The sequence below is a fragment of the Rhodoferax sp. genome, from assembly GCF_034520025.1.
GTDB lineage: Bacteria > Pseudomonadota > Gammaproteobacteria > Burkholderiales > Burkholderiaceae_C > Allorhodoferax.
The window spans coordinates 34043-59609 of the sequence record NZ_JAXHNZ010000002.1 but is presented as its reverse complement, the minus strand read 5'-3'; the positions used below and the strand labels follow the sequence as shown (position 1 = coordinate 59609).

General features: G+C 60.7%; 22 protein-coding genes and 3 riboswitches. Of the genes, 16 read left to right on the top strand and 6 right to left on the bottom strand.

Translation table 11 applies throughout. From position 1 onward, the window contains the following. Nucleotides 1-60 precede the first annotated feature (60 nt). Entirely contained in the window at nt 61-924 is an 864-nt protein-coding gene (locus tag U5L73_RS08610; RefSeq protein WP_322562001.1) for an alpha/beta fold hydrolase, read from the top strand. Between the two features lie 2 nt (nt 925-926). On the opposite strand, the gene U5L73_RS08605 is transcribed toward U5L73_RS08610, so the two are convergent. Beyond that, nucleotides 927-1649 carry a 1-acylglycerol-3-phosphate O-acyltransferase gene (locus U5L73_RS08605; RefSeq protein ID WP_322562000.1) on the bottom strand — a complete coding sequence of 241 codons (723 nt, stop codon included), beginning with the start codon at nt 1647-1649 and terminating at the stop codon, nt 927-929. Between the two features lie 77 nt (nt 1650-1726). Further along, nucleotides 1727-1827, top strand: a riboswitch (glycine riboswitch). 16 nt (nt 1828-1843) lie between these two features. Beyond that, nucleotides 1844-1978, top strand: a riboswitch (glycine riboswitch). A gap of 82 nt (nt 1979-2060) precedes the next feature. Here U5L73_RS08605 and gcvT point away from each other — a divergent pair. The 9 genes from gcvT to U5L73_RS08560 all read left to right on the top strand — a co-directional run bounded on the left by gcvT (nt 2061) and on the right by U5L73_RS08560 (nt 15340). After that, nucleotides 2061-3221 (top strand): glycine cleavage system aminomethyltransferase GcvT, encoded by a 1161-nt coding sequence (gene gcvT / locus U5L73_RS08600; RefSeq protein ID WP_322561999.1) that lies wholly within the window; start codon nt 2061-2063, stop codon nt 3219-3221. A 119-nt stretch (nt 3222-3340) separates the two neighbouring features. Further along, nucleotides 3341-3712, top strand: a complete 372-nt coding sequence (gcvH, locus tag U5L73_RS08595) for a glycine cleavage system protein GcvH (RefSeq protein WP_322561998.1) — start codon at nt 3341-3343, stop codon at nt 3710-3712. A 99-nt stretch (nt 3713-3811) separates the two neighbouring features. Further along, on the top strand, nt 3812-6724 hold the full coding sequence (gene gcvP / locus U5L73_RS08590) for an aminomethyl-transferring glycine dehydrogenase (RefSeq protein ID WP_322561997.1): 2913 nt from the start codon (nt 3812-3814) through the stop codon (nt 6722-6724). A gap of 78 nt (nt 6725-6802) precedes the next feature. Then, nucleotides 6803-6898, top strand: a riboswitch (glycine riboswitch). Between the two features lie 170 nt (nt 6899-7068). Beyond that, entirely contained in the window at nt 7069-8292 is a 1224-nt protein-coding gene (locus U5L73_RS08585) for a D-amino acid dehydrogenase (protein WP_322561996.1), read from the top strand. A 33-nt stretch (nt 8293-8325) separates the two neighbouring features. After that, nucleotides 8326-9714 carry an L-serine ammonia-lyase gene (locus U5L73_RS08580; RefSeq protein ID WP_322561995.1) on the top strand — a complete coding sequence of 463 codons (1389 nt, stop codon included), beginning with the start codon at nt 8326-8328 and terminating at the stop codon, nt 9712-9714. Nucleotides 9715-9945: 231 nt separating this feature from the next. Then, nucleotides 9946-10533 (top strand): outer membrane beta-barrel protein, encoded by a 588-nt coding sequence (locus U5L73_RS08575; protein ID WP_322561994.1) that lies wholly within the window; start codon nt 9946-9948, stop codon nt 10531-10533. 226 nt (nt 10534-10759) lie between these two features. Continuing rightward, nucleotides 10760-11842, top strand: coding sequence for an ionic transporter y4hA (locus tag U5L73_RS08570; RefSeq protein WP_322561993.1), 1083 nt, complete (start codon nt 10760-10762; stop codon nt 11840-11842). A gap of 76 nt (nt 11843-11918) precedes the next feature. Continuing rightward, nucleotides 11919-12839, top strand: a complete 921-nt coding sequence (locus tag U5L73_RS08565; RefSeq protein WP_322561992.1) for a phosphate/phosphite/phosphonate ABC transporter substrate-binding protein — start codon at nt 11919-11921, stop codon at nt 12837-12839. After that, complete coding sequence (locus U5L73_RS08560) at nt 12839-15340, top strand: EAL domain-containing protein (protein WP_322561991.1); 2502 nt, start codon at nt 12839-12841, stop codon at nt 15338-15340. Before U5L73_RS08565 ends, U5L73_RS08560 begins: the two co-directional genes overlap by 1 nt. On the opposite strand, the gene U5L73_RS08555 is transcribed toward U5L73_RS08560, so the two are convergent. Both U5L73_RS08555 and aroC read right to left on the bottom strand, forming a co-directional pair. Further along, nucleotides 15297-16505, bottom strand: coding sequence for an MFS transporter (locus tag U5L73_RS08555; protein WP_322561990.1), 1209 nt, complete (start codon nt 16503-16505; stop codon nt 15297-15299). The two genes, U5L73_RS08560 and U5L73_RS08555, sit on opposite strands and share 44 nt — an antisense overlap. Beyond that, nucleotides 16502-17596, bottom strand: a complete 1095-nt coding sequence (gene aroC, locus U5L73_RS08550; protein ID WP_322561989.1) for a chorismate synthase — start codon at nt 17594-17596, stop codon at nt 16502-16504. The genes U5L73_RS08555 and aroC overlap by 4 nt, the downstream gene beginning before the upstream one ends. 119 nt (nt 17597-17715) lie before the next feature. Between aroC and U5L73_RS08545 the strand changes: the two genes are divergently transcribed. After that, nucleotides 17716-18138, top strand: coding sequence for a cupin domain-containing protein (locus tag U5L73_RS08545; RefSeq protein ID WP_313875764.1), 423 nt, complete (start codon nt 17716-17718; stop codon nt 18136-18138). A 21-nt stretch (nt 18139-18159) separates the two neighbouring features. Here the strand turns inward: U5L73_RS08545 and U5L73_RS08540 are convergent, their stop codons facing one another. Then, complete coding sequence (locus U5L73_RS08540) at nt 18160-18816, bottom strand: glutathione S-transferase (protein WP_322563473.1); 657 nt, start codon at nt 18814-18816, stop codon at nt 18160-18162. A gap of 144 nt (nt 18817-18960) precedes the next feature. Between U5L73_RS08540 and U5L73_RS08535 the strand changes: the two genes are divergently transcribed. After that, nucleotides 18961-20178, top strand: a complete 1218-nt coding sequence (locus tag U5L73_RS08535; protein WP_322561988.1) for a polyhydroxyalkanoate depolymerase — start codon at nt 18961-18963, stop codon at nt 20176-20178. Here the strand turns inward: U5L73_RS08535 and U5L73_RS08530 are convergent. Beyond that, nucleotides 20175-20642 (bottom strand): CBS domain-containing protein, encoded by a 468-nt coding sequence (locus U5L73_RS08530; protein ID WP_322561987.1) that lies wholly within the window; start codon nt 20640-20642, stop codon nt 20175-20177. The two genes, U5L73_RS08535 and U5L73_RS08530, sit on opposite strands and share 4 nt — an antisense overlap. Before the next feature lie 104 nt (nt 20643-20746). On the opposite strand from U5L73_RS08530, the gene U5L73_RS08525 reads away from it, so the two are divergent. The 4 genes from U5L73_RS08525 to U5L73_RS08510 all read left to right on the top strand — a co-directional run bounded on the left by U5L73_RS08525 (nt 20747) and on the right by U5L73_RS08510 (nt 23977). After that, nucleotides 20747-22060 (top strand): O-acetylhomoserine aminocarboxypropyltransferase, encoded by a 1314-nt coding sequence (locus U5L73_RS08525; RefSeq protein ID WP_322561986.1) that lies wholly within the window; start codon nt 20747-20749, stop codon nt 22058-22060. A 2-nt stretch (nt 22061-22062) separates the two neighbouring features. Beyond that, on the top strand, nt 22063-22884 hold the full coding sequence (locus U5L73_RS08520) for an alpha/beta hydrolase (RefSeq protein WP_322561985.1): 822 nt from the start codon (nt 22063-22065) through the stop codon (nt 22882-22884). A 9-nt stretch (nt 22885-22893) separates the two neighbouring features. Next, the gene (locus tag U5L73_RS08515; RefSeq protein WP_322561984.1) at nt 22894-23220 is read left to right on the top strand and encodes an Mpo1-like protein; all 327 of its coding nucleotides are present in this window, start codon (nt 22894-22896) and stop codon (nt 23218-23220) included. Nucleotides 23221-23683: 463 nt separating this feature from the next. Then, the gene (locus U5L73_RS08510) at nt 23684-23977 is read left to right on the top strand and encodes a hypothetical protein (protein ID WP_322561983.1); all 294 of its coding nucleotides are present in this window, start codon (nt 23684-23686) and stop codon (nt 23975-23977) included. 266 nt (nt 23978-24243) lie between these two features. On the opposite strand, the gene U5L73_RS08505 is transcribed toward U5L73_RS08510, so the two are convergent. Beyond that, nucleotides 24244-25482 carry a YihY family inner membrane protein gene (locus U5L73_RS08505; protein WP_416221327.1) on the bottom strand — a complete coding sequence of 413 codons (1239 nt, stop codon included), beginning with the start codon at nt 25480-25482 and terminating at the stop codon, nt 24244-24246. Nucleotides 25483-25567: the final 85 nt, after the last annotated feature.

Below are 25567 nucleotides of genomic sequence, written 5' to 3'. Positions count from 1 at the left end.
CACGCTGGCAAGTACGAACGGGACCTCAGGGTCCCGTTTTTTTAGACCTCGAGGCAGCCCATGAATATTCCAGAGGCCCTGACCCTCACGACCCGAGACGGTTACGCCTTGCAGGCCTTGCGCTACCCCGCAACAGGTCCTCTGCGCGGGCATTTGGTGGTGGCGGGTGCCACCGGTGTGCCGCAGCTGTTTTACAAATACTTCGCACTCTTTGCCGCGCAACACGGCTACACCACCCTCACGGTGGATTACCGCGGCATTGGTCTCTCTAAACCCGCAGAGCTGCGCGGCTTTGAGATGAACTTCCTGGATTGGGCTTTTCATGATGTTGCGGCCGCAGTGGACGCGATGGCTGATGACACCGTTCCTCTTTTCATGGTGGGGCACTCGTTCGGCGGCCATGCTTTCGGCCTGCTCCCCAACCACGACAAGGTCGCGCGGTTTTATACCTTTGCCACCGGGGCGGGCTGGCACGGCTGGATGCCACGCGCCGAGCAACTCAAGGTGCTGCTGATGTGGCACGTGATCGGCCCGCTGCTCACCCGCTGGAAAGGCTACCTGGCCTGGAGCAAGCTCCAGATGGGCGAGGACTTGCCCTTGGGCGTGTACCGGGACTGGAAGCGCTGGTGCAAGTTTCCACGCTATTTCTTTGACGACCCCGGTTTGCCGCATGTAGCCGGTTTGTTCGGGCGGGTGCGCACCCCCATCATCGCGGCCAATGCGACCGACGACCTCTGGGCGCCACCCGCTTCGCGCAATGCCTTTATGGCCGGCTATAGCAACACCACGGTGCGCAAGGTAGACATCCACCCCGGTCAGCTGGGCATGGGACCCATCGGCCATATGGGCTACTTCCGCAGACAGGCACGGCCTTTATGGGACGACGTGCTGACCTGGTTCGGCGAACACCAGACTGCCCGCTGAATTCACAGAGCGGCGGCGCGGGCGTCCAGCTCGGCGATGCAAGCTTCCATGCGCGACCGGCACAGATCCATCAGGGCAGGCATATCGTCTAGCCTCATGCCAGTGGTGGGAATGGGTTCCAGCGTCTTGATAATGATGTTGCCGCTGTTCCAGTGGTTAAGCCGCATGGTGCTTTTGTAGTTGCTGCAACACAGCGGCACGATGGGCACGCCAGCGTTAATGGCCATCTGGAAGGCGCCCTTTTTGAACGGCAGCATGCCCCGGCCGAGGTTGCGGGTGCCTTCGGCAAACACCCAGATCGAAGTGTCCTGCTCCTGCATAACCTTGGTGGTGTGCAGCATGGCGGCTTTGGCCTTCACGGCATTGCCCCGGTCGATCAGGATGTTGCCGGCCAGCCAGTAAATCTGGCCGAAAAAGGGAATCCACTTCAGGCTCTTCTTTCCTAGCGACACCGTTCGGCGCGGCACGGAGCAACCCAATACAAACAAGTCCCAGTTGGACTGGTGGTTGGCCACCACAACAAACGGGTTGGGCTGGGATTGAAAGTCTGCGGTCTCCAGCCGCATCTTCAGGCCCAGTATCTTCAGCGCCGGGACTGAAAACGTGTATCCGGAGAGCCGCGAATTGTCGGGATTGAAAGGCCGCGAAAAACAGATCAGCAGGTTGACCACAGAGGCCAATAAAAACTGAATGCTGATGAGCACCAGCCGTAAAAGATAGAGCATGCGAAGGAGGTGAAATGTGGCAAATGCCTAGCGAATGGTAACAAGTCGTTTCCCGATGACCATGGCTGGTTTAGAATCCACCCCGTTCAGGAGAGAGCCCTTTCACGGGGCCGCCGAAGGCGCAGGACGGCTGATTGCAGCGGTCTGAACGCTCAGGCAAAAGGACTGACATCCGTTAGTGGCTTGGCCATTGACGACACCCCACTGGAGAGAGTTTGCACCGCACAGCGGCCTGCAAACCACCGAAGGAGCAACCCGCAGTCTGCGCACCCCACACGGTGCACGCAGACCCGGCGAATCTCTCAGGTAAAGCGGACAGCGGGGGCAGCACCGGATGGGCGCAAGTTTGCGTACATCCGGGTTTGGATTGCCCCTCCGGCGCCTCGCGCCGGGATTGTTTGGATCGCCGCCATGTCCGCTTTTGACACGACCTTGTTGACCACGCCGCTCAATGCACTTCACCTAGAGCTGGGCGCCCGCATGGTGCCGTTCGCCGGTTACTCCATGCCGGTTCAGTACCCCGCCGGCCTGATGGCCGAACACCACCACACCCGCAATGCCGCCGGCCTGTTTGACGTGTCCCACATGGGCCAGCTGCGCCTGAGCGGCCTGGACGCCTGCGCGGCGTTTGAGAGCCTGATGCCGGTGGACGTGATCGACCTGCCCGTGGGCAAGCAGCGCTACGGCCTGTTGCTGACCGAAGAAGGCACCATCATCGATGACCTGATGTTCTTCAAAAAGGCGCAAGACGAACTCTTGGTCATCGTCAACGGTGCCTGCAAGGCGGGGGATATCGCCCACATCCAAGCCCAGATTGGCAGCCGCTGTCAGGTCACCCCCCTGCCCGACTATGCTCTGCTGGCCCTGCAAGGCCCCCAAGCGGTGACGGCGCTGGCTCGCTTGGCGCCCGGCGTGGAAAAGCTGGTGTTCATGACCGGTGGCGACTTCACGGTCGACACCGGCACCCAAAAAATCGAGGTGTTCCTCACCCGCAGCGGCTACACCGGCGAAGACGGCTTCGAGATCTCGGTCCACAACAATCATGCCGAAGCCCTGGCCCGCGCACTCTTGGCGCAGCCCGAGGTGCAGCCTATCGGCCTGGGCGCCCGCAACTCCCTGCGTCTGGAAGCGGGCCTGTGCCTGTATGGCAACGACATTGACACCACCACCACACCGGTCGAAGCGAGCCTGAACTGGGCCATCCAGAAAGTGCGCCGCACCGGTGGTGCGCGTGCAGGCGGATTCCCTGGCGCTACAAAAATCCTAGCTGCTCTCGCAGAATCCACGGGCGCTAGCGGCACAAAAGGCAGCAAAAAGCGGGTGGGCCTGATTGCGCAGGAGCGCATTCCGGTGCGCGAGCACACCGAGCTACAAGACAGCGCCGGCAACCGTATCGGCGAAGTCACCAGCGGCCTGCTCGGCCCCACCATCAACCAATGCGTGGCCATGGGCTACGTTGACGCATCGCTAGCGGCTCCAGGGACTCAGGTAGTAGCTATCGTCCGTGGCAAACCGGTGCCCATGGTGGTGAGCGCCATGCCCTTTGTGCCCACGAACTACTACCGCGGCTGATACGAGACACCCCGGAGCCGAAAACCGTAGTTTCAGCCGCTACAGTCTGGGCTGGCAGGTTCAAGTTCCGGTGGTTTACCCCCTCAATCCCTCATTGCAATAGTTTTCAGGAGAACGTTATGTCCATCAAATACACAGCCGATCACGAATGGCTGAAGATCGAAGGCGATATCGCCACTGTCGGCATCACCCACCACGCGCAAGATGCGCTGGGCGACGTGGTGTTTGTCGACCTGCCCGCCGTGGGCGCCAGCATTGACGCCAAGGCCGTGGCCGGCGTGGTCGAGTCCGTGAAGGCCGCGGCTGACGTGTACATGCCCGTGACCGGTGAAATCACCGAGGTCAACGAAACCCTGCGCGACGACCCTTCGCTGGCCAACACCGACCCGCTGGGCGCCGGTTGGTTCTTCAAGGTCAAGCTGTCCAACCCGGCCGAGCTCGACGGCCTGATGGACGAAACCAGCTACACAGCGTTTTCCGCCAACGCTTAAAGCCGCTGCGCAGGCCCAGCCTGCAAAGTCTCCGGGAGCCCGCCCTGAACCAGCAGGCTACCCGTTTGTGTGAACTGCCCACCACCGAACGCCACCGCCATGTCCACCTCTGCCCCAACTTCCTCGTCTACCTCCACGCCCACCTTGGCCCAGCTGGAAAATGCCAGCGAGTTTCAGGCTCGCCACATCGGCATCTTTGCGGATGATGAAGCCGTCATGCTGCAAGCCATCGGTGAAAAGTCGCGCAGCGACCTGATTGCCAGCATCGTGCCTGCCAGCATTGCGCGCAAAAGCGCCATGACGATTCCGGCGGCCATTACTGAGGCGGCTGCACTGGCAGAGTTGAAAGCGGTTGCGGGCAAGAACAAGGTGCTCAAAAGCTTTATCGGCCAGGGCTACTACGGCACCCACACCCCCGGCGTGATCCTGCGCAACATCCTGGAGAACCCCGCTTGGTACACCGCGTACACGCCCTACCAGGCCGAGATCAGCCAAGGCCGTATGGAAGCGCTGGTGAACTTCCAGACCATGGTGTGCGACCTGACCGGTATGCCGATGGCCAACGCCTCCATGCTGGACGAAGCTACCGCCGCCGCTGAAGCCATGACGCTGGCCAAGCGCTCGGTCAAGAGCAAGAGCAACACCTTTGTGGTGGCCGGCGACTGCCATCCGCAAACCATCGAAGTGATTCAAACCCGTGCCAAGCCGCTGGGCATCACTGTGCAGCTGGCCAACTCTGCTGCGGAGTGGGACGCTGCACTCGCGGGCGACTACTTCGCGGTGCTGGCCCAGTACCCCGCCACCAGCGGCCGCATCGACGACTTGCGCGCTGACGTAGCCACCGTGCACGGCAAGCAAGCGGCCTTCATCGTGGCGGCTGACCTGCTGGCCTTGACGCTGCTGACCCCACCCGGTGAATGGGATGCGGACATCGTGGTCGGCACCACCCAGCGCTTCGGCATGCCGCTGTGCAATGGTGGTCCGCACGCTGCCTACATGGCCTGCCGCGACGAATACAAACGCTCCATGCCGGGCCGTTTGGTCGGCGTGAGTGTGGACGTACATGGCAACCCCGCCTACCGCCTGGCCTTACAAACCCGCGAACAGCACATCCGCCGCGAGAAAGCCACCTCCAACATCTGCACCGCACAGGTGCTGCCAGCCGTAGTGGCCAGCATGTACGCCGTGTACCACGGCCCTGCCGGTCTGACCCGCATTGCCCAGCGGGTCGCGACCTTCACCGCCATCCTGGCGGCGGGTCTGCGCGCCTTGGGCCATGTGCCCAGCAGCGACACGGCGTTTGACACGCTGACCATCAAGACCGGATCTGCTACCAAATCGATAGCTGCTCGCGCAGTATCCATGGGCGCCAACGTGCGAATTTACTTTGAAGAGTACATCGCCATCTCTCTGGACGAAACCACTACCCGTGCGGACATTGCTTTGCTATGGAGCCTGTTTGCCGCCGAAGGCCAGGCCCTGCCCACCGTGGAAGCTTTGGAAGCCGGAGCCGGGTCGTTGATCCCCGCCGCCCTGCGCCGCACCAGTGCCTTCTTGACCCACCCGGTGTTCAACACCCACCACTCCGAGACCGGCATGCTGCGCTACATCCGCGCACTCAGTGACAAGGACTTGGCGCTGGACCGCAGCATGATCCCGCTGGGCTCCTGCACCATGAAGCTCAACGCGACCAGCGAGATGATTCCCATCACCTGGCCTGAGTTCGCCAATATCCACCCCTTTGCACCTGCGGACCAGCGCGAGGGCTACACCGAGCTGGACGCGCAATTGCGCGCATGGCTGTGCGCCGCGACTGGCTACGCGGGCATCAGCCTGCAGCCCAACGCCGGCAGCCAGGGCGAATACGCCGGCTTGCTCGTCATCAAGGCCTACCACGAAGCCCGTGGTCAGGGCCACCGCAACATCTGCCTGATCCCCAGCAGCGCGCACGGCACCAACCCCGCCAGCGCCATGATGGTCGGTATGACAGTAGTGGTCGCCAAGTGCGATGACAACGGCAACGTAGACATGGACGATCTGCAAGCCAAGTGCGAGCAGCACAGCGCCAACCTGGCCGCGGTGATGATCACCTACCCCAGCACCCACGGCGTGTTTGAAACGTCCGTGAAAGAGCTGTGCGCTTTGGTGCACCAGCACGGCGGCCGGGTCTATGTGGACGGCGCCAACATGAACGCATTGGTGGGCACCGCAGCCCCCGGCGAATTTGGCGGCGATGTGAGCCACCTGAACCTGCACAAGACCTTCTGCATCCCCCACGGCGGTGGCGGCCCCGGTGTGGGCCCGGTATGCGTGGTGGAAGACCTGGTGCCTTACCTGCCCGGCCATGCCACCGGCGGTGTCCCCGGCACAGGAGCAGTCAGTGCGGTGCCCCTGGGCAACGCAGCGGTGCTGCCCATCAGCTGGATGTACTGCCGCATGATGGGCCCGGACGGCCTGCAACAAGCGACTGAAGTCGCCATCCTGAGCGCCAACTACATCAGCGCGCGCCTAGCCGACCACTACCCCACCCTGTACGCATCTGCCAACGGGCACGTCGCCCACGAGTGCATCCTGGACCTGCGCCACTTCAAGGACACCTGCGGCGTAATGGCCGAAGACGTGGCCAAGCGCCTGATGGACTATGGGTTCCACGCGCCCACGCTCTCCTTCCCCGTGCCCAACACCTTGATGGTGGAGCCCACCGAGAGCGAGACCTTGGCCGAGCTGGACCGCTTTATCGACGCGATGATCGCCATCCGTGGCGAAATTGCGCAAGTCGAGGCAGGCGCATGGCCACAGGACAACAACCCCTTGAAGCATGCTCCCCACACCGCTGCCAGTGTGATCGGCAGCGCGTGGGACCGGCCTTACAGCCGTGAGGTCGGCGCCTTCCCTGAAGCGACCTTGAAGGCGGCCAAGTACTGGCCGACGGTGGGCCGGGTGGACAACGTGTATGGCGATCGCAACCTCTTCTGCAGCTGCGTACCTGTGGCGGATTACGCCAGCGCATAAAGGAAGGTCTCACACCACAAAAAAAGGTTTTCAGGGCGGCTGTGCATTGCATGCCGCCGCCCTCGCCGGGCCCGCCCCGGCATCGCAGCGGGAGAGCCTGCCGCCCACTCGGGCAGCAGCGCCGAAGGAGCAACCACCCCGGAAACTCTCAGGCAAAAGGACCGCTGCGATCGTTTGCACTCTGAAGAGTTGCCGTGGACTTGTCACCCGGCACACCGCAGGAGCAAGCCCCTTGCCCACCCGGCAGGGGGTGAATCTCTCAGGTCTCAAACAGAGGGGGCTCGCCTGGCACGCAGTGTGCACAGGCGTGTTCCCTTGTTTGCGACACATCTGAAAGAGCTCTCATGAAACACATAGCCATCATCGGCGGCGGCATCACTGGCGTAACCAGCGCCTACACCCTGGCCAAGGCCGGCTACCAAGTCACCCTGATCGAGAAGAACCGCTACGCGGGCATGGAAACGTCCTATGCCAACGGCGGCCAACTCTCGGCCTCCAACGCCGAGGTCTGGACCCACCCCAGCACCCTGGTGAAGGGCCTGAAGTGGATGTTCACCAAGGACGCGCCCTTGCTCATGAACCCCGCACCCACCTGGCACAAGCTGAGCTGGATGACAGAGTTTGTGGCCTCCATCCCCAAGTACCGCGAAAACACCGAAGCCACCACCCGCCTGGCCATTGCGGCACGCGAACACCTGTTTGCCTGGGCGCAGGCAGAGGGCATTGACTTCGACCACCAGCGCAAGGGCATCTTGCACATCTACCGCAACAAGGCGGGTTTTGAGCATGCGGGCAAGGTCTCCACCATGCTGGCAGCCGGTGGTCTCTCGCGCCGCACCGTCACCCCTGAGGAGATGCGCGCCATCGAGCCCACCCTGCAAGGCACGTATTACGGCGGCTACTACACCGAGAGCGATTCCACCGGCGATATCCACAAGTTCACCCATGGCCTGTCGCAAGCCTGTGCGCGCTTGGGCGTGACCACGCTCTACGGCCACCAGGTCGCCAGCGCCAGCACCGACGGCACCGTCGCGACTCTGGAGCTTCAACACGAGGGCGGAGCTGAGACCCACCGCTTTGACGGCGTGGTGGTGTGCGCTGGTGTGCACGGCCGCGGCATTGCCGCACAACTGGGCGACCGGCTGAACATTTACCCGGTCAAGGGCTATTCCATCACCGTACAGCTCAACGACGAAGCCAGCCAGCAAGCCGCACCCTGGGTCAGCCTGCTGGACGACGAGACCAAGTTGGTGACGAGCCGCCTCGGGGTAGACCGCTTCCGCGTGGCCGGCACCGCCGAGTACAACGGCATTGACTACGACATCCGCGCCGACCGCATCCGCCCGCTGATTGCCTGGGTGAACCAGCTCTTCCCCGGCGTGAACACGCGCCGCTGCGAACCCTGGGCCGGCCTGCGCCCCATGATGCCCAACATGATGCCGCGCGTGGGCCGCGGCAAGCGCAACAACGTGTTCTACAACACCGGCCACGGCCACTTGGGCTGGACGCTCTCGGCCATCACCGCCCACCAGTTGGCCGGGCATGTGCACCAGCACCTGCCGGCCTGATCTACCATTTCACTAAGCACCAAGGACTTCACCATGGCAGTTTCTGTTTTCGACCTGTTCAAAATCGGCATCGGTCCCAGCAGCTCGCACACTGTGGGGCCCATGCGGGCGGCACGCTTGTTTGTGAGCCGCCTGCAGCACGAGGGGCTGCTGGCGCGCACGGCCACCGTTCGCTGCTGGCTGCATGGCTCATTGGGCGCCACCGGCAAGGGCCACGCCAGCGATGTGGCGGTGCTGCTGGGCCTCTCCGGGCTGGAGCCGGACACGGTGGAAGTGGAGCAGATTGCACCCACACTGGCCACTATCCGCAGCAGCAAAAGCATCCGGCTGGCTAGCCAGCACACGGTCGCATTCAACGAAAAAGAGGACCTGCTCTTCATGCGTGCGCCCCTGCCCTTTCATGCCAACGGCATGCGTCTGCTGGCGCTGGATGCTGCGGATCAGGAGTTGGCCAACCGGGTGTACTACTCGGTAGGCGGCGGCTTTATCGTGAGTGACGGGGTGGCCGCCGACGGCAGCCGCCAAAAGGTGATCGCGCCGGACGCGACGGTGCTGCCCCTGCCCTTCACCAGTGGCGAAATGCTACTGGAGGTGGCCCGCAGCGAGGGCCTGAGCATTGCCCAGGTCATGCGCCGTAACGAGCAACACTGGCGCAGCGATGCCGAGATCGACGCCGGCCTGCTGCGCATCTGGCAGGTTATGCAGGACTGCGTGAGGCGCGGCTGTGCGACCGAGGGCGTGCTGCCGGGCGGTTTCAAGGTCAAGCGCCGTGCCAAGGCCCTGCGGGATGCGCTGGTGTCCAAACCTGAGGAGGCCTTGCGTGATCCGCTGCAGGTGCTGGACTGGGTCAACCTCTATGCCCTGGCCGTGAACGAGGAAAACGCCGCCGGCAGCCGCGTCGTCACCGCACCTACCAACGGGGCGGCCGGCATCATCCCCGCCGTGCTGCACTACTACAGCCGTTTTGTGCCGGGCGCGAGTGATGCCGGTGTGATCGACTTCTTGCTCACCGCAGCGGCCATCGGCATCTTGTACAAAGAAAACGCCTCCATCAGCGGCGCCGAGGTGGGTTGCCAGGGCGAAGTAGGCGTGGCCTGCAGCATGGCCGCCGCCGCTCTGTGCGCGGTGATGGGCGGCACGCCCGAGCAAGTGGAAAACGCCGCCGAAATCGGCATGGAGCACCACCTGGGATTGACCTGCGACCCGGTCGGCGGGCTGGTGCAGATTCCGTGCATCGAGCGCAACGCGATTGCATCGGTCAAAGCCATTAACGCCGCCCGCATGGCACTGCGCGGCGATGGCAGCCACTTCGTGAGCCTGGACAAGGTCATCAAGACCATGCGAGAAACCGGCGCGGACATGAAAACCAAATACAAAGAAACGGCCCGCGGCGGGCTGGCGGTAAACATCGTGGAGTGCTGATCGGTCTTTATGTCGCGCAGCTGCGCCAACACGCGACTGACAGCGGCCAAAACCTCGGCCGCATATTCCTCGCGAAAGGCCAGGTGTTTGTCGAGAGCGCTCGACGCCGTGTGCGAGCCTGCCTGACTGCCTACGGGCTTGCAACAAAGCTTTACGAAGGTTTGCACAAGCCGCAATCCGGCTTTACAGCTCGCTTGCACCATGGAGGTCCCTTAACTTGGAAATCATCCAATGAAAAAACTTCTCCTCGCTTCCGTAGCTGTGGCTTCTCTGGCTGGCACGTCTGCATTTGCAGCCGACGTCACCGACCTCTCCGGCTTCAGCATCGGCACCAATGTCGAGTTTTCGCGCGGTGCGGTGAACGCCACTGACGGTAGCTCGGATGGTGGCGCCACCACCGGCGCAGGCCTGCAAGCGCGCTACGACTGGGCATTGACTCCGACCTTCGCGTTGGGCTTGGGTGCGAGCTATAGCAGTGGCAACCACTTGCATGGCAACTACACCAATGGCAGCCAAGCGGGCGTGAACAACCGCTACTCGATCGATCTGATTCCAACCGTAGCACTTTCGAATGGGTACCAATTGTTCGGCAAGGTGTCTTCCATCTACGGCACGGCATCATCGAGCGATGGGGTCAACACCACTGATGCGCAAGGCGTGGGCTATGGCATTGGCGTGCGGAAAATGCTCGACAAGAACCTTTTTGTTCAGGCAGGCTACGACTTGAATAAATTCCGCGATGTCACTTACAGCAATGGCACCACGGCCAGCCTGCAAGAGAACGTCTACAGCATTGGCATCGGCTACAAGTTCCGCTAAGTCTTTGCTATAAAAATAGGAGCTGCCTGCGTTTACGCAACAGGGGCGGGTAGCTCTTTTTCTTTCAAAGTGGCAAAACTTGCTCTTGCCAACCGGGTTTGAGTAGCGCAGCGACGGTGCGCTTTGGCCTTGGCCGTCGGCTGCTTTAGTGCGTTGTTGAAAGGGGGCGGCCATTAGCAGTTAAATTCGAAGCATCTGTTTTGCTTTTTGAACGCGCTAATCACCCATGCCCACCCGTACCCCTGCCTTGCCCTATTGGACGATTGCCTGGCCCTTGGCGGCCTGGGGGCTGCTTGCGGGCCAAGCGGGGGGATTACAAGGTGCCGTCTATCTTGCGCTGATGGCCTTGGGCCTGGTGGGTGCGGTGCTCTCTGCTGTGCACCATGCGGAGGTGGTCGCGCACAAAGTGGGCGAACCTTACGGAACTTTGGTCCTGGCGTTGGCGATCACCATCATCGAGGTCGCGCTGATCGTGTCCATGATGCTCGCGGGCGGCCCGCAAACCACCGCTTTGGCCAGAGACACTGTCTTTGCTGCGGTGATGCTGATTCTGAACGGCATCGTTGGGCTGTGCTTGTTGGCCGGTGGTAGCCGCCACCGCGAGCAAACCTTCGGTCAGTTGGGCGTGAGCGCATCGCTTACTACCTTGGCTGCGATTGCGGTGCTCACGCTGGTGCTACCCAACTACACCACGAGCCTTGCAGGGCCCGTCTACACGGCAAGCCAATTGGCGTTTGTGGCCATCGTTTCCCTTGTGCTGTACGGCACGTTTGTGCTCGTACAAACGGTGCGTCACCGCGACTATTTCTTACCTGCGCAGGCAGACCTTGACAGCCATGCGCCCCCCCCTGCAGGGCGTACCGCGATCGCCAGCGGTGTCTTGCTGGTTGTCGGTCTGGTAGCCGTGGTGCTGCTCGCAAAAGGGTTGGCGCCTACGATCGAAGCGGCTGTGGCCCATGCCGGTGCGCCCAAAGCGGTAGTGGGCATCATCATCGCCATGGTGGTGTTGTTGCCGGAGGGGCTTGCGGCGTTCAGGGCAGCACAGGCCAACCGCTTGCAAACCAGCTTGAACCTGGCCCTGGGCTCGGCGCTGGCCAGTATCGGACTGACGATCCCCGCAGTCGCGGTCGTGTCACTGGCTACCGGCTGGACCCTGACCCTCGGTTTGGACACCAAATCAGCGGTGCTGTTGCTGCTGTCTTTGTTTGTAACCAGCCTGTCCTTAAGCACCGGCCGCACCACGGTGCTACAGGGAACCGTGCACCTGGTGTTGCTGGCCACCTATCTATTCACCACCATCGTGCCCTGAGCAAAATCAAATTTGTTAAATTACGGCGCTGAGCGTGGGCCGCCGCTGGTGAGTTGTCAGCTTCCAAGGAGTCTGCATGGGCAAGGTTTCCATTTGGCTGGTAAGCGTTGTTGCTGCGCTCGGGGCGCTGCTCGGTTGTGCCCCGCAGGAGCCTGAACAGCCCTTGCGCTATTCAGACACACCTGCTGCCGGTGGGCAGCCGATCTACCGCCTGGCCATTCACCCTTTGTACAACCCGCACAAGCTGGTAGACCTTTACCAGCCCCTGGTGAACTACCTGAACAGCCGGGTGCCTGAGGTGAGATTTGAAGTCGAAGCCTCACGCGATTACGCCGCTTACGAAGAGAAGATACGTCGCTCCGAGCCTGCCTTTTTGTTGCCTAACCCGGTGCAAACCCTGTTGGCTCAGCAATCAGGCTATCGGGTGGTGGCCATGGCTGGAGATCCGCAAGATTTCAAGGGCATCTTCATCGTCCGCAAAGACTCCAACATTCGCACGCCCGCCGATCTGAAAGGCAAAACGGTGAGCTACCCCTCGCCCACCGCGCTGGCCGCCGCCATCATGCCTCAGTCGTTTTTGCAGAGTAAAGGGATCAACCTGCAAACGGACATCCACAACCAATATGTCGGCTCTCAAGAGTCCGCCATCTTGAATACCTACATGGGTAACTCGTCAGCGGCGGCCACCTGGCCTCCGCCTTGGCGCGTGTTTCAAAAAGACTACCCGGAAGAGGCTGCCCAACTGATGCAAATTTGGGAGACTCCGCCCCTTATCAACAACTCTGTCATGGTGCATGCCGACGTACCGGTGCCGCTGAGGGACAAGGTGCAGTCACTCCTGACAGGCCTGAACAAGACCCCAGAAGGCAAGAAACTCCTGCAAGCATTGGAAACATCCGCATTCACAGCAGCAGACGATAGAACCTACGAAGTGGTCAGGACCTACCTCGATCGGTTTGAGAAAACAGTGCGGCCCGTCAAACTGAGCGCGCCTTGATGAATAGCCGCTACTCCATCAAGAAGCTCGTTTTGGGCAATTTGCGGCGGCAGCTCGTGGCGGGGATGGCCTTGGTGGTAAGCCTGATGATGATCATGCTTGTGTGGCAGTGGGGATCCAGACAGCACAGCGACCTCAAGGAACAGCAAACTGCACAAGCAGTAGCCCTGGCGGAGAGCATTGCACTGTCATCCAGTGTGTGGGTTGCCGCACGCGATATTGCAGGTTTGCAGGAGATTGTGAACAGTTCGCTGAATTATCCGGATGTGCGCTTCGTAATCCTGATGGATCGACGAGGCCAAGTACTGGCGCACACCAGCTCGGAGTTTCTGGGCAAATACATGACCGACCTCCCGGCCGGCACCCGGACCAAGGTGATGCAAAACGCAAACTCCCTGCTCGATATTGCGAGCCCCGTCATGCTGGACCGCCAACACCTTGGGTGGGTGCGCATTGGCTTGGGCCGCACCCAGCTGGATGCGCGCATTGAGCAGCTGCTCCTGAGCGGGCTGCTTTATCTGGCCAGCGGGGCTTTGATGATTGTGTTTTTTGCTTCAATTACAGGGCGGTACTTCACGCGCCGTTTGAGCGCGATCAGCAAAGTGGCCGAAGCGGTGCGTTCGGGTGACACCCACAGGCGCGTAGAGATTGGCGGGAGTGATGAGGCGGCCAGCCTGGCCCGTGAGTTCAACACCATGCTGGACACCCTGCAGAAGCGTGAAAGCGAGCTTCTGCAATCACAAGATGCTTTGCGCATTGCAGCCACTGCGTTTGAATCAAACGACGTGATGTTTGTATGTGACGCCGAGTGGCAGATCCTGCAGGTCAACCATGCGTTTGAACGGGTTACCGGCTACAGCCCGGAATACGCCATGGGCAAAAAGCCCCGGGAGCTGCTGGGCAGCAATCTGCAAGACCAGAGTTTTTACGACGCAATGAACGAATCCATCCGGTTGCATGGCAGCTGGCAGGGCGAAATATGGGACCGGCGCAGCAGCGGCGAGACTTTCCCGGCTTGGAGCACCATCACCGCGGTCAAAAACAAAGCGGGAGACCTTACCCATTACGTCGCCAACCTCACCGACTTCAGCCTACGTAAAGCCGCCGAGAACGAGATCAAAACATTGGTGTACTACGACGCACTAACCATGCTGCCGAATCGCCGTTTGCTTATGGACCGACTCGCCACCGCCTTGCGCAACGCGCTGGTTCAACAGCGACTTGGCGCATTGTTATTCGTAGACCTTGATGACTTCAAAACCCTGAACGACACTCTCGGCCACCACCAAGGAGACCGCTTGCTGCAGCAGGTTGCAGAGCGGTTACTGGGCTGCGTCCGGGGGGCTGATACCGTCGCGCGGCTGGGCGGCGATGAGTTTGTGGTGATGTTAGAGGGCCTGAGCGACGACCGACCTGATGCCGCAGTACAAGCCCAAGCGGTAGCTACCAAAATCATTGTCGCCCTTAACGAGCCATACGAACTAGGCACTGCGGTTCGCAACAGCACACCCAGCGTGGGTATAACGCTGTTTGGAGACCAAGACGAAATGATCGATGAGCCCCTTAAACGGGCCGACTTAGCCATGTACCAGGCAAAAGCGGCGGGCCGCAATACCTCTCGCATGTTCGACCCTCAGACCCAGGCCGCTGTCACACTGCGCTCCGAGCTGGAGTCAGCAATGCGGATGGCGTTGGACAAGGCCCAATTCGCGCTGTACTTGCAACCACAAGTGTCAGGTCTGCAAGACAAGGCAAAGGTCACAGGTGCGGAGGCTCTGATTCGTTGGCAGCACCCCACCAAGGGCTTGATTAGCCCTGTGGAATTCATCGGAGTGGCGGAAGACAGCGGCATGATTGTTCCCATCGGGCAATGGGTACTGCATACCGCGTGTCAGCAATTGGCACGTTGGAGCGAGGTGCCGGTGTTGGCGGACTCGACCATCGCTATCAATGTGAGCGCAAAGCAATTTCATCAACCTAGCTTTGTGCAAGAGGTTTTGCAGGAACTGGCCTTCGCAGACGTGCCTGCGAGCCGGCTAAAAATAGAAATCACCGAGAGTATGTTGATCTCCAATGTGGACGAAGTTGTGCATCGCATGGAGGAGCTTCAACAACACGGAGTCGGTTTTGCAATGGACGACTTTGGCACCGGTTACTCGTCACTTACCTACCTCAAACGCCTGCCTCTCGACGTTGTGAAAATCGACCAGAGCTTTGTGCGCGACGTTCTGGTAGATGGCAACGATGCTGCTATCGTCAACATGATCGTGGCGCTAGCCAACAGCCTGGGCTTGAACGTGGTCGCCGAAGGGGTAGAAACGACCGAGCAAATGCAGTACTTGGCGCGGCAAGGTTGCCACAATTTTCAGGGCTATTTGTTCAGCAAGCCGTTGCCTGTGGCGGAGTTTGAGCAGGAGTTATCGCGATTTATCGAGCCACTCCGAACCACTTCCGCAGCTACCGTGGATGCGACTCGGTCTGGTGCAAGCGCCACACTCTAAAGGCGCATAGCGCTGCCATAGCAGCCATGGCAGATGTCGCCCAAAACACGCTTTGCAAGCCCCAATGGGTGCTCGGTTGCCCACCGGCCAGTCCACCCAGTACCCCTGGCACTCCGTAGCCGATGATGGTGTAGAGCGCTTGGCCACGCCCCCGCAAGCTCCCAGGAAAATAGTGCGATACCAAAGCAATACTTGCGCTGTGGTGAGCGGCAAACGTGAGGGCGTGCAGGGCTTGCATCAGGGCAAGAAGCCATAGCACCGATGCCATCGATGCGGTCACCCCCATGCGCAGCGCCATCACACTGGCGCACAAGACCAGCCACGCACTCAAGCTCAAGCGGGGCATCCATCGGCTTTGGGTGAAAAACCACGCAATCTCAATCGTGACCGACACCGCCCATAGCAACCCGATCATGGTCTTGGAGTAGCCCAACGAATCAAGGTACAGCGAGAAAAAGCTATAGATCCCCATGTGCGAGAGGATGTGAAAAAAAACCGAAGCAAAAAACCATCGCACAGCCGGCTGGGCCAATACCGGTGCCATCGACAACGCAAGCGCCCGCCCGGCTACAGGCTGCTCTTTGATGTCCGGCATGCGCAATGCAAATACCCACAACGCTGCCAAGCTCAGCGACACAATCAGCGGGAAACTGGTCATGCCCACATGCTCATACCAGGCGCCGGCGGCCATCACAGCCAACATAAAACCCAGCGAACCCCACAAGCGCACCCGGCCGTAAAGCTTGGTGTCAAACACGCCGCCACGGCTCACCACGTGGGCCACGGCCGCCTCCGTCATGGGCATCATGCCGCTGGTTTGCAGGTAGACCACCAGCAACACCAGCCCCAACCACCAGAAGCCACCGTTCCACCACAGGCCGGCAGACGCAAGAAGCGCCAAAACCGCACCCCAACGCATCAGCCGGGCCCGTTCGCCCGTGCGGTCACTCAGAGCACCCCAGGCATAGGGCGCAAACATGCGGGTCGCCGCTTGGATGGAAGTGAGCACACTGATGGTCACCAAGCTCAGACCCAAGCTTTTCAGCCAGAGCGGCAAAAAGGGGTTCATCAGCGCGCCGTGCGCGCAATACACGGCCGACAGCGCTGCAAATGGCAGGACCTGCCGCATACCCGGTGCGGCGGCCTGCTGCAGCGTATCGCTCAAACGCTACCCGGAATAGGCGTTAGCGTGGGCACCACGTCACCGCATTGGGCGCGGTGGCGCAGCGCATGGTCCATCACCACCAGGGCCAACATAGCCTCAGCGATAGGCGTAGCGCGAATACCGACACAGGGGTCGTGGCGACCCTTGGTCACAACTTCCGTGGGGTTGCCTTGAGAGTCAATCGAGGCGCGTGGCGTGATGATGGAGCTGGTGGGCTTGATGGCAATGCTTACCTCCAAGTCCTGCCCGGTCGTGATACCGCCCAACACACCACCTGCGTTGTTGGTGGCAAAGCCTTCGGGCGTCAGCGAGTCGCCATGGGTGGTGCCGCGCTGGGCCACGCTGGCAAAGCCGGCGCCGATTTCCACACCCTTGACGGCATTGATGCCCATCATGGCGTAGCCGATGTCGGCATCCATCTTGTCGAATAAAGGTTCACCCAAGCCGACCGGCACATTGCTGGCGGTCACGCGGATGCGGGCACCGCAGGAGTCGCCTGCTTTGCGCAGGGCATCCATGTAGTCTTCAAGGGCCTGCACATCAGCTACTGGCGCGAAGAAAGGGTTGTTGGGCACATGGTCCCAAGACTCGAACTCAATGGGCAATTCGCCCACTTGCGTCATGCAACCGCGGAACTCGGTACCGAATTTTTCTTTGAGCCATTTTTTGGCCACCGCACCAGCCGCCACCATGGGCGCCGTCAGGCGGGCGCTGGAGCGGCCCCCGCCACGCGGGTCGCGAATGCCGTACTTCTGGAAATAAGCGTAGTCCGCATGCCCCGGGCGGAAGGTGTCGAGGATGTTGCCGTAGTCCTTGCTGCGCTGATCGGTGTTCTGGATGAGCAGCGCAATGGGGGTACCCGTCGTTTTGCCCTGGTACACACCGCTCAGGATTTGCACCGCATCCGGCTCGTTGCGCTGGGTGACGTGGCGGCTGGTGCCGGGGCGGCGACGGTCCAGGTCGATCTGGATGTCCGCCTCTGACAGTTCCATGCCCGGGGGGCAACCATCAATGATGCAGCCGATGGCCGAGCCGTGGGATTCACCAAAGTTGGTGACCGTGAATGTGTGTCCGAAGGTATTGCCGCTCATAGTGCCCCGATTATCCCTGACGCGACTGCCGGACCCGGTAACCGGGCTGGAACAGTTTATGCATCGTGCTGCAGTGCACCATTTCAGTGTTTCACCGCTTTTTGAACCAGGAGTGAGCCATGCTAGACCGCACTGCAACCAAGTTCTCCCATGTCAAACCTGAGGACACGCAATTTGTGTCCGGGGGGCTGCGTGATTTTTTCCTGTACCGGGATCTGGGCATCGCCGAGGCCACGCACGGAAAGGTGATTGCGCACCTGGTCAAAGCCAATATGGCACCAGAAACAGGCACCGGCTGGCACCGCCATGAGGCGGACTTTCAAATCGTCATCATGACCAAAGGCTGGGCGCGCTTCATGTACGAGGACAAAGAAACCCTGGTGCAAGCGGGCGATGTGGTTCACCAGCGCCCCGGCATCCGCCACTACCTGTTCGACTATTCACCCGACATGGAATACCTGGAAATCGTGTCGCCAGCGGACTTTAAGTCCATTGATGTGGAGCCGGTTTGCGAGGTCCCTGCGCCCACCCCTTGGAAGTAAGCGGCAATTCCGCGCAGGGGTTTAGAACTCGGCGTCCAACTCGTCAATCTCGTCCGGCTCTGCCCGGGCGGCTTCCACCCACTCTTGCATGGCCGGCAAGGCCATCATGAGCTTGCAGTAAGCTGCGGCCTGTCTGTCCAGCTTGACGTCATAGGTCATGAATCGGGTCACCACCGGCGCATACATGGCGTCGGCAATACAAGGCTGCTTGCCAAAGAGGTAAGGCCCGCCGTAGTTCTCCAGGCAGTCTTTCCAGATGGCCAGCACGCGGTCAATATCGGCCTGCGCGCGGGACCAGACCTTGAAGTCGGGGAAATGCGCCTTGATGTTCATGGGCAAAGCTCCACGCATCGACGCAAAGCCGGAGTGCATTTCACCGCAGACCGCGCGGCAATGGGCACGGGCCTTGATGTCGGCCGGCAACAGGCCGGCTTTGGGTTTGATTTCGTTCAGGTATTCACCGATGGCCAGGGTGTCCCACACCGTCACGCCGTTGTGCTGCAAAAACGGCACCAGCATGCTGCTGGAGAGCAGGAGCATTTCGGCACGCATGGCCGGGTCGTCGGGGGAAATCACTTTTTCCGAGAAATCCAGCCCCGCCAGCTTGGCCATCAGCCACCCGCGCAGGGCCCATGCACCGTAGTTTTTGCTGCTAATCGTGAGAATCGCTTTGGCCATGGTGCTGCTTTCGGGGTTGTCGGTGTGCCCCATGCCGTGCAAGGGTTGTGCCAAGCGCTGTGGCCCTAGCCTGATCAGCGGTCTTGGCGCGCAAATTGCCTAGAGAACATCACCAGGCTTTTGCCGCACCAAGACAGGACTCCCATGCTGTATCAAGCCTACCAGAACCAAGCCGACCTGAGCTCCCCCTTGCGCCTCATGGCTCAGAGCATGAGCGCCATGCTCTGGATGAACCAGACCGAGGGCAGTTGGCTACGAAAAATGTCGGCCGGCATGGAGGTGATCTCACGCATGCGCCTCACGCACTCCCGGCCCGACTACGGCATTGACTCTGTGACGGTGGACGACGAGGTCTACCCGATTGAAGAAGAAACGGTCTTGAGCCTGCCCTTCGGCAGCCTGCTGCACTTCCGCAAAACTGCGGCTCTGGCGGAACCCCAGCCCAAAGTGCTGCTGGTAGCACCCCTCTCAGGCCACTTTGCCACCCTGCTGCGCGAAACAGCCCGCACGCTGCTGCAGCATCACGATGTGTACATCACCGACTGGCACAACGCCCGTGACGTGTCGCTGCGCCACGGCCCGTTCGGGTTGGACGACTACATCGACCACATGATCCGCTTCACCCAGACGATTGGCCCCGGCGCTCACCTGGTGGCCGTGTGCCAGCCCTGCGTGGCAGCGCTGGCTGCCACCGCCCTGATGGCCGAGGACGACGACCCGGCCCAGCCCCGCAGCCTCACGCTGATGGCCGGCCCGGTCGACTGCCGGGTGAACCCCACCGAGGTGAACAAGCTGGCGGTCAGCAAGCCGATCGACTGGTTTGAGAGGAACCTCATCAGCCATGTGCCCCTGCCCCACAAAGGCTATATGCGCCGCGTGTACCCGGGCTTTGTACAGCTCAGCGCCTTCATGAGCATGAACCCTGAGCGGCACAAGCAATCGTTCAAAGACCTGTACCAGCACCTGGTAAATGGCGATGTGGATAAGGCCAATGTGATCCGCGTGTTTTATGACGAGTACCTGGCCGTGAATGATCTGCCCGCCGAGTTCTACCTGGAGACGGTTGAAAAGGTCTTTCAGACCTACGACTTACCGCTGGGCAAGCTCAGCTACCGCGGCAGGCTGGTGAACCCGGCGGCCATCCGGCGTACAGCCCTTATGACGGTAGAAGGCGAACGGGATGACATCTGTGCAGTGGGGCAAACCGTAGCTGCGCAAGACCTGTGTAGCAGCATTCGCCCCTATAAAAAAACACACCATGTGCAGACCGGTGTAGGGCACTATGGTGTGTTCAGTGGTCGCAAGTGGAACCAGCAAATCTACCCGCGGGTGCGGGAGATGATTCACGCCAGCGAAGGCTAGGTGTTCTCAGCTTCCGGCTTTTCGGCCTCGCCCTCTGGCCAGTCGCGGATGTAGGCCTTGAGCATCTTGTTTTCGAAGTTCTGGCTGTCCACGACGGCGCGGGCCACGTCGTAGAAGCTGATCACGCCTTGCAGCATGCGGTTGTCGATCACCGGCATGTAACGGGCATGGCGCTCCAGCATCATGCGGCGCACTTCATCCATCTCGGTTTCCAGGGTGCAGGTCAGCGGGCCGGGGTCCATGGCGCGGTACACACTGGTGGAGCCGAAGGTGCCACCGTTTTTGACAGCGGCTTGGATCACTTCACGGAAAGTCAGCATGCCCACTACCAGGCCATGTGACATCACCACCAGCGAGCCAATGTCTTTCTCCGCCATCAGCTGGGCTGCATCGGCCAGAGAGTCCTCCGGCGTGGTCGTGTAAAGCGTTCCGCCTTTTACGCGCAGGATATCGCTGACTTTCATGGGGACTTCCTCGTGACACTGGGGTTGAATTTGTACAGCAAATATAGCCCACAATGCACGGGTTTCATCGCGGTTTCATCAAGGTTTCATCACTGGAGACACCTATGGCTGGTTACGCAGACCCCGGCTTCGACACCCTCGCGCTTCACGCAGGTGCCGCACCCGACCCCACCACAGGCGCACGCGCCGTGCCCATTCACGTGAGCACCTCGTTTGTGTTCGAGTCCAGCGAGCATGCGCAGTCCCTCTTCAACCTGGAGCGCGCAGGCCACGTTTACAGCCGCATCAGCAACCCCACCAACGCGGTGCTGGAGCAGCGGGTTGCCGCGCTGGAGGGCGGTATAGGCGCCATCACCACCGCCAGCGGCCAGGCCGCGCTGCACCTGGCTATCGCCACCCTCATGGGGGCGGGCGGGCACATCGTGTCGTCCAGCGCCTTGTATGGCGGCTCGCACAACCTGCTGCACTACACCCTGTCGCGCTTCGGCATTGAGACCACCTTTGTGAAGCCCGGTGATGTAGATGCCTGGCGAGCCGCGGTGCGGCCCAACACGCGCCTGTTTTTCGGTGAGACCGTGGGCAACCCCGGCCTGGACGTGCTGGACACCCCCACTATTGCGCAGATTGCGCACGAGGCCGGGGTGCCGCTGCTGGTGGACTCCACCCTCACCTCGCCCTGGCTGGTGCAGCCCTTTACCCAAGGAGCTGATTTGATCTACCACTCGGCCACCAAGTTCTTGAGCGGGCATGGCACCGTGATTGGCGGCGTGGTGGTGGACGGCGGCAGCTTTGACTGGGCGCACGCGTTTGAGGCCAGCGGCAAGTTTGCCGAGCTGGCGGCACCCTACGAGGGCTTCCACCACATGAACTTCAGCGAAGAAAGCACCGTGGGCGCTTTCTTGCTGCGCGCCCGGCGCGAAGGCCTGCGCGACTTCGGCGCCTGCATGAGCCCGCACAGCGCCTGGCTGATCCTGCAAGGCATTGAGACCCTGAGCCTGCGCATGGAGCGCCATATGCGCAACACTGAAAAGGTGGTGCAATTCCTGGCCAGCCAGCCCTTTGTGAGCCGCGTGGGCCACCCGCTGCTGGTAAGCCACCCCAGCCACGCACTGGCGCAAAAGCTCTTGCCCAAAGGCGCGGGCTCGGTGTTCAGTTTTGACCTGAAGGGCAACCGCGAGCAAGGCAAGAAGTTCATTGAAACGCTCAAGGTTTTCAGCCACCTTGCCAATGTGGGCGACTGCCGCAGCCTGGTCATTCACCCGGCCAGCACCACCCACTTCCGCATGAGCGATGAGGCGCTGACTGCGGGCGGCATCACGCAGGGCACCATTCGCCTGTCCATCGGGTTGGAAGATGCAGACGACTTGATTGACGACCTCAAACGAGCCCTCAAAGCCGCCGAGAAAGCAGGAGCCTGACCATGCAATTACTCGTCAACGGCGCCAACACCTATTGCTACACCGGCGGCAAACCTTTCGATGCGGCCAAGCCCACGGTGGTCTTTATCCACGGTGTGCTCAACGACCACAGTGTCTGGATTTTGCAAAGCCGCTACCTCGCCCACCACCGTTACAACGTGCTGGCCGTGGACCTGCCCGGCCACTGCCGCAGCGGCGGCGAAGCACCGGAAACCGTGGAGCAAGCCGCCGCCTTCATCGTGGCCCTGCTGGATGCAGCAGGTATCGAAAAAGCCGCTTTGGTCGGCCACAGCTGGGGCTCGCTGATTGCGCTGGAGGCCGCCAGCTGGCTCGGCGCACGCGCCACCCACCTGGTGCTAGTAGGCACGGCCTACCCGATGAAGGTATCCCCCGCCCTGCTGGAGACGTCGCTGCAAGAGCCGATGAAAGCGCTGACCATGATCAACGTTTTTTCGCGCAGCACCTTGGCGGCACCGCCCTCAGCATTGGGGCCGGGCACCTGGGTGTATGGCGCCAGCATGGCATTGGGCCGCCGAGTCTTGGCCAGCAACACCACGGTAAACGTATTCCACCGCGGCTTCAAAGCGTGCGACAGCTACGCAGGCGGCGAGGCGGCGATGGCACAGGTGCAATGCCCGGTGCTGTTTGTACTCGGCGATCAAGACCAGATGACATCGCCCAAAGCCGCACAGACGCTGGTGCAAGCCGCCAAGGCCGCAGGCGTATGCACAGAAATCGTGCGGATTGCGGTGGGCCACCACCAGATGACCGAGGCGCCCGAAGAAACCTTGTCGGCACTACGACAGTTTTTGGCAACCACCTGAGGAGCGTCCATGCCAACCGAACCATCTATAGACCCGCGCAATTTCAAAAACTTTGCCGAGTTTTATCCGTTCTACTTGGGCGAGCACAGCAACACCACTTGCCACCGCCTGCACTTCGTGGGCTCCACACTGAGCCTGGTGTGTTTGGTGATGCTGCTTATCACGGGCAAGCCTCAATACTTTGTGTATGCGCTGCTGTGCGGATACAGCTTTGCATGGCTAGGCCATTTCGGCTTCGAAAAGAATAAGCCCGCCAGCTTCAAGCGCCCGGTCTACAGCCTCATGGGCGACTGGCGTATGTATGCGGATATCTGGACTGGGAAGATTAAGTTTTGAACTGACTGTGGGTCTGCTCGCGAGTGGTGAATTGCTATATTTTCTATAGCTACTTGCTCAGACGAGATATGGACCAAAAGCAGCTTTCTCGTATAGCGCCGCGATAGAAGCAGTCGTTAACATCAGGATGACCGAACTACCCACACGAGCGTCGAAGCCGGATCCTGCTGTAAACGGTTAGCCTCGCTTGACTTGTTAACTCGTGTCATGACACTCATTTCGTTACCATTTTCAACACGCCGCTTCCAAGAATAAGCCCTGAATCGCCCTCCGGCTCACCAGCCTTGATTTCCCCCAGAGTTCTCCAGTAAGGCACGCTGCCCGTGAGTTTGGCAGTACCGCGGACGACCTACCCATTTCGCCCGCTCTTAACTGTTAGAACCGCAGTGTTGCCGTACGCCACGCCACTAACGGTGCCTTCTCCCCCCTCGTTTTGGCGGGCACAACCAACAGTGGCCATCGAATGCTCGCCACTGATTTTCTCACCCTGCTGCGAAAGCTTGAAACTGGCCGTCCCACACTCAGAACGCTGCTTTTTTTCCTGTGGCGTTCGCAGATCGATTCGCCATTCGCCAGAGAACCCCGTCGCCGCTGCTCCTGTATGCGACAGAGCAAGAACTACGATGCAAATAAGGCTGAGGTATGGGCTGGGGCAGCGCATCCGCAAGTTAGCGCAATGCATCCTACAAAACCTGCGGCGTATGCCGGCGACTGCGGGATGAACTGGGCGCAAGTCGCGCTGAAATGGCTTTCGTAGGCTCAATCTCTGAAATGTTCATGTGCGTTTTTTTAGGTACAAGAATCACGACAAACTCCGCTCTTTGCAAGCAATGGAGTGAGCCGGTAGCTTTGCGATTTTTACACTTCAGGGTCAGCTTAAACATCCCCCCAATCGGGTGGAATTTGTAACGTCTGCTGCAGCAGGGTCAACGAAGCAACCCCAGCGGTCAAAAATCCTGATTGAGCTAGGCGCCCAGCCAGCAGCATCTGGCAGCAAATACGGTCAAGTAAATAGCCCATTTGCTACTCTTTGCATAGCACCTCACGCACAGTAGATGTGGGCCAGCAGCCTATTTTCCATAAATTTTCGGTAGCAGGCTCGGGCGTCAGCAGCAGTCGCTGCATCAGGGGCTCCAGCACGGTTTGGCCCAGATCGGCCAGCAGCACGTAGCGGGCTTGCCCATCGCGGTCGGTCGACTCTTGCAGCTGGCCTACCCAGTCCAGCTCTTGCAGGGTTTGCAGCACCGGCTCCAGGCGTTGCGAGTCCACACGCAGGGCTAAGCGCAGGGCGGACAAGGTCAGCCCGCGGTCTTCGGCGCCTTTGGCCGTGTCCAGCATCTGCAGCACTTCGAGCGCCAGCTGAAACTGCCAGCCGTGGCCCAGCTTGCGGCGCGGCACCCCGGCCAAGAGGCTGGGCAAATAGGCGGTGAGTGCAGCACCCAGCAGTACGATGACCCAGGCCACATAAATCCAGATCAGCAAAATCGGCACGGTAGCAAACGCGCCGTACACCACCGAATACGTGGGCACCTTGGCCAGGTACATGGCCAGCCCCTTGCGCGCCAGCTCCATGCCTGCCGACACAAACAAGCCACCCATCCACGCATGGCCCCAGCGCACATAGGTGTTGGGCACGTAATGAAACATGGCCGCAGTGCCAGCCGCCACCAGCCCGAACTGCAGGCTATCGAGCAAGAACGTGATGCCCCCCGGCAGCCCGCCCACCACCCCCTTGGACGCAGTAATGGCATACGAGGTAATTGACAGGCTGGCCCCCAGCAACAAGGGCCCCAAGGTCACAGCAGCCCAGTAGACCAACACACGCTGGCCAAACGGGCGGCGCTTTTTCACGCGCCAGATGCTGTTGAGGGTACGGTCGATGGTGAATATCAAGGCCAACGCGGTGCCCAGCAAAATCGCCAGCCCCGCAACCCCTAGGCGGCTGGCCTTGCCGGAAAACTGGTTCAGGTAGCCCAGCACTTGGCGGGCAATGTTGTCGGGCACCAGGCTTTCGATCAGCCAGCGCTGCAGCACATCCTGAAACTTGGCAAACATCGGGAATGCGGTAAATACTGCTAGTGCGACTGTGATCAGGGGCACCAGGGCAATGGTGGTGGTGAAGGTCAGGCTGCTGGCGGTGAGGCCGAGCCGGTCCTCCCGAAAACGCTCGCGCAGCATCAGGGCTGCGTCCCGCCACGGAATGCTGGCGATGTCTTTCAACCAAGAGGTAAACAGGGGTTTGGCTTGCATGGGCCGAATCATGCCATCGCCCGGGGTGAGCACAAGGCCACTCTGGCTGAGTTGGATGTGCATTTGGCTTAAGCTACGCGCCTCCCCACGAACCGGT

Excerpts from the sequence above, each read along its gene's own strand:
- gcvH (WP_322561998.1), top strand. The coding sequence starts at position 3,341 with ATGTCCATCAAATACACAGCCGATCACGAATGGCTGAAGATCGAAGGC.
- U5L73_RS08535 (WP_322561988.1), top strand. The coding sequence starts at position 18,961 with ATGCTGTATCAAGCCTACCAGAACCAAGCCGACCTGAGCTCCCCCTTG.
- U5L73_RS08565 (WP_322561992.1), top strand. The coding sequence starts at position 11,919 with ATGGGCAAGGTTTCCATTTGGCTGGTAAGCGTTGTTGCTGCGCTCGGG.
- U5L73_RS08575 (WP_322561994.1), top strand. The coding sequence starts at position 9,946 with ATGAAAAAACTTCTCCTCGCTTCCGTAGCTGTGGCTTCTCTGGCTGGC.
- U5L73_RS08605 (WP_322562000.1), bottom strand. The coding sequence starts at position 1,649 with ATGCTCTATCTTTTACGGCTGGTGCTCATCAGCATTCAGTTTTTATTG.
- U5L73_RS08570 (WP_322561993.1), top strand. The coding sequence starts at position 10,760 with ATGCCCACCCGTACCCCTGCCTTGCCCTATTGGACGATTGCCTGGCCC.
- U5L73_RS08515 (WP_322561984.1), top strand. The coding sequence starts at position 22,894 with ATGCCAACCGAACCATCTATAGACCCGCGCAATTTCAAAAACTTTGCC.
- gcvP (WP_322561997.1), top strand. The coding sequence starts at position 3,812 with ATGTCCACCTCTGCCCCAACTTCCTCGTCTACCTCCACGCCCACCTTG.
- U5L73_RS08610 (WP_322562001.1), top strand. The coding sequence starts at position 61 with ATGAATATTCCAGAGGCCCTGACCCTCACGACCCGAGACGGTTACGCC.
- U5L73_RS08545 (WP_313875764.1), top strand. The coding sequence starts at position 17,716 with ATGCTAGACCGCACTGCAACCAAGTTCTCCCATGTCAAACCTGAGGAC.
- gcvT (WP_322561999.1), top strand. The coding sequence starts at position 2,061 with ATGTCCGCTTTTGACACGACCTTGTTGACCACGCCGCTCAATGCACTT.
- U5L73_RS08520 (WP_322561985.1), top strand. The coding sequence starts at position 22,063 with ATGCAATTACTCGTCAACGGCGCCAACACCTATTGCTACACCGGCGGC.
- U5L73_RS08585 (WP_322561996.1), top strand. The coding sequence starts at position 7,069 with ATGAAACACATAGCCATCATCGGCGGCGGCATCACTGGCGTAACCAGC.
- U5L73_RS08560 (WP_322561991.1), top strand. The coding sequence starts at position 12,839 with ATGAATAGCCGCTACTCCATCAAGAAGCTCGTTTTGGGCAATTTGCGG.
- aroC (WP_322561989.1), bottom strand. The coding sequence starts at position 17,596 with ATGAGCGGCAATACCTTCGGACACACATTCACGGTCACCAACTTTGGT.
- U5L73_RS08540 (WP_322563473.1), bottom strand. The coding sequence starts at position 18,816 with ATGGCCAAAGCGATTCTCACGATTAGCAGCAAAAACTACGGTGCATGG.
- U5L73_RS08525 (WP_322561986.1), top strand. The coding sequence starts at position 20,747 with ATGGCTGGTTACGCAGACCCCGGCTTCGACACCCTCGCGCTTCACGCA.
- U5L73_RS08510 (WP_322561983.1), top strand. The coding sequence starts at position 23,684 with ATGCTCGCCACTGATTTTCTCACCCTGCTGCGAAAGCTTGAAACTGGC.
- U5L73_RS08580 (WP_322561995.1), top strand. The coding sequence starts at position 8,326 with ATGGCAGTTTCTGTTTTCGACCTGTTCAAAATCGGCATCGGTCCCAGC.
- U5L73_RS08505 (WP_416221327.1), bottom strand. The coding sequence starts at position 25,482 with ATGATTCGGCCCATGCAAGCCAAACCCCTGTTTACCTCTTGGTTGAAA.
- U5L73_RS08530 (WP_322561987.1), bottom strand. The coding sequence starts at position 20,642 with ATGAAAGTCAGCGATATCCTGCGCGTAAAAGGCGGAACGCTTTACACG.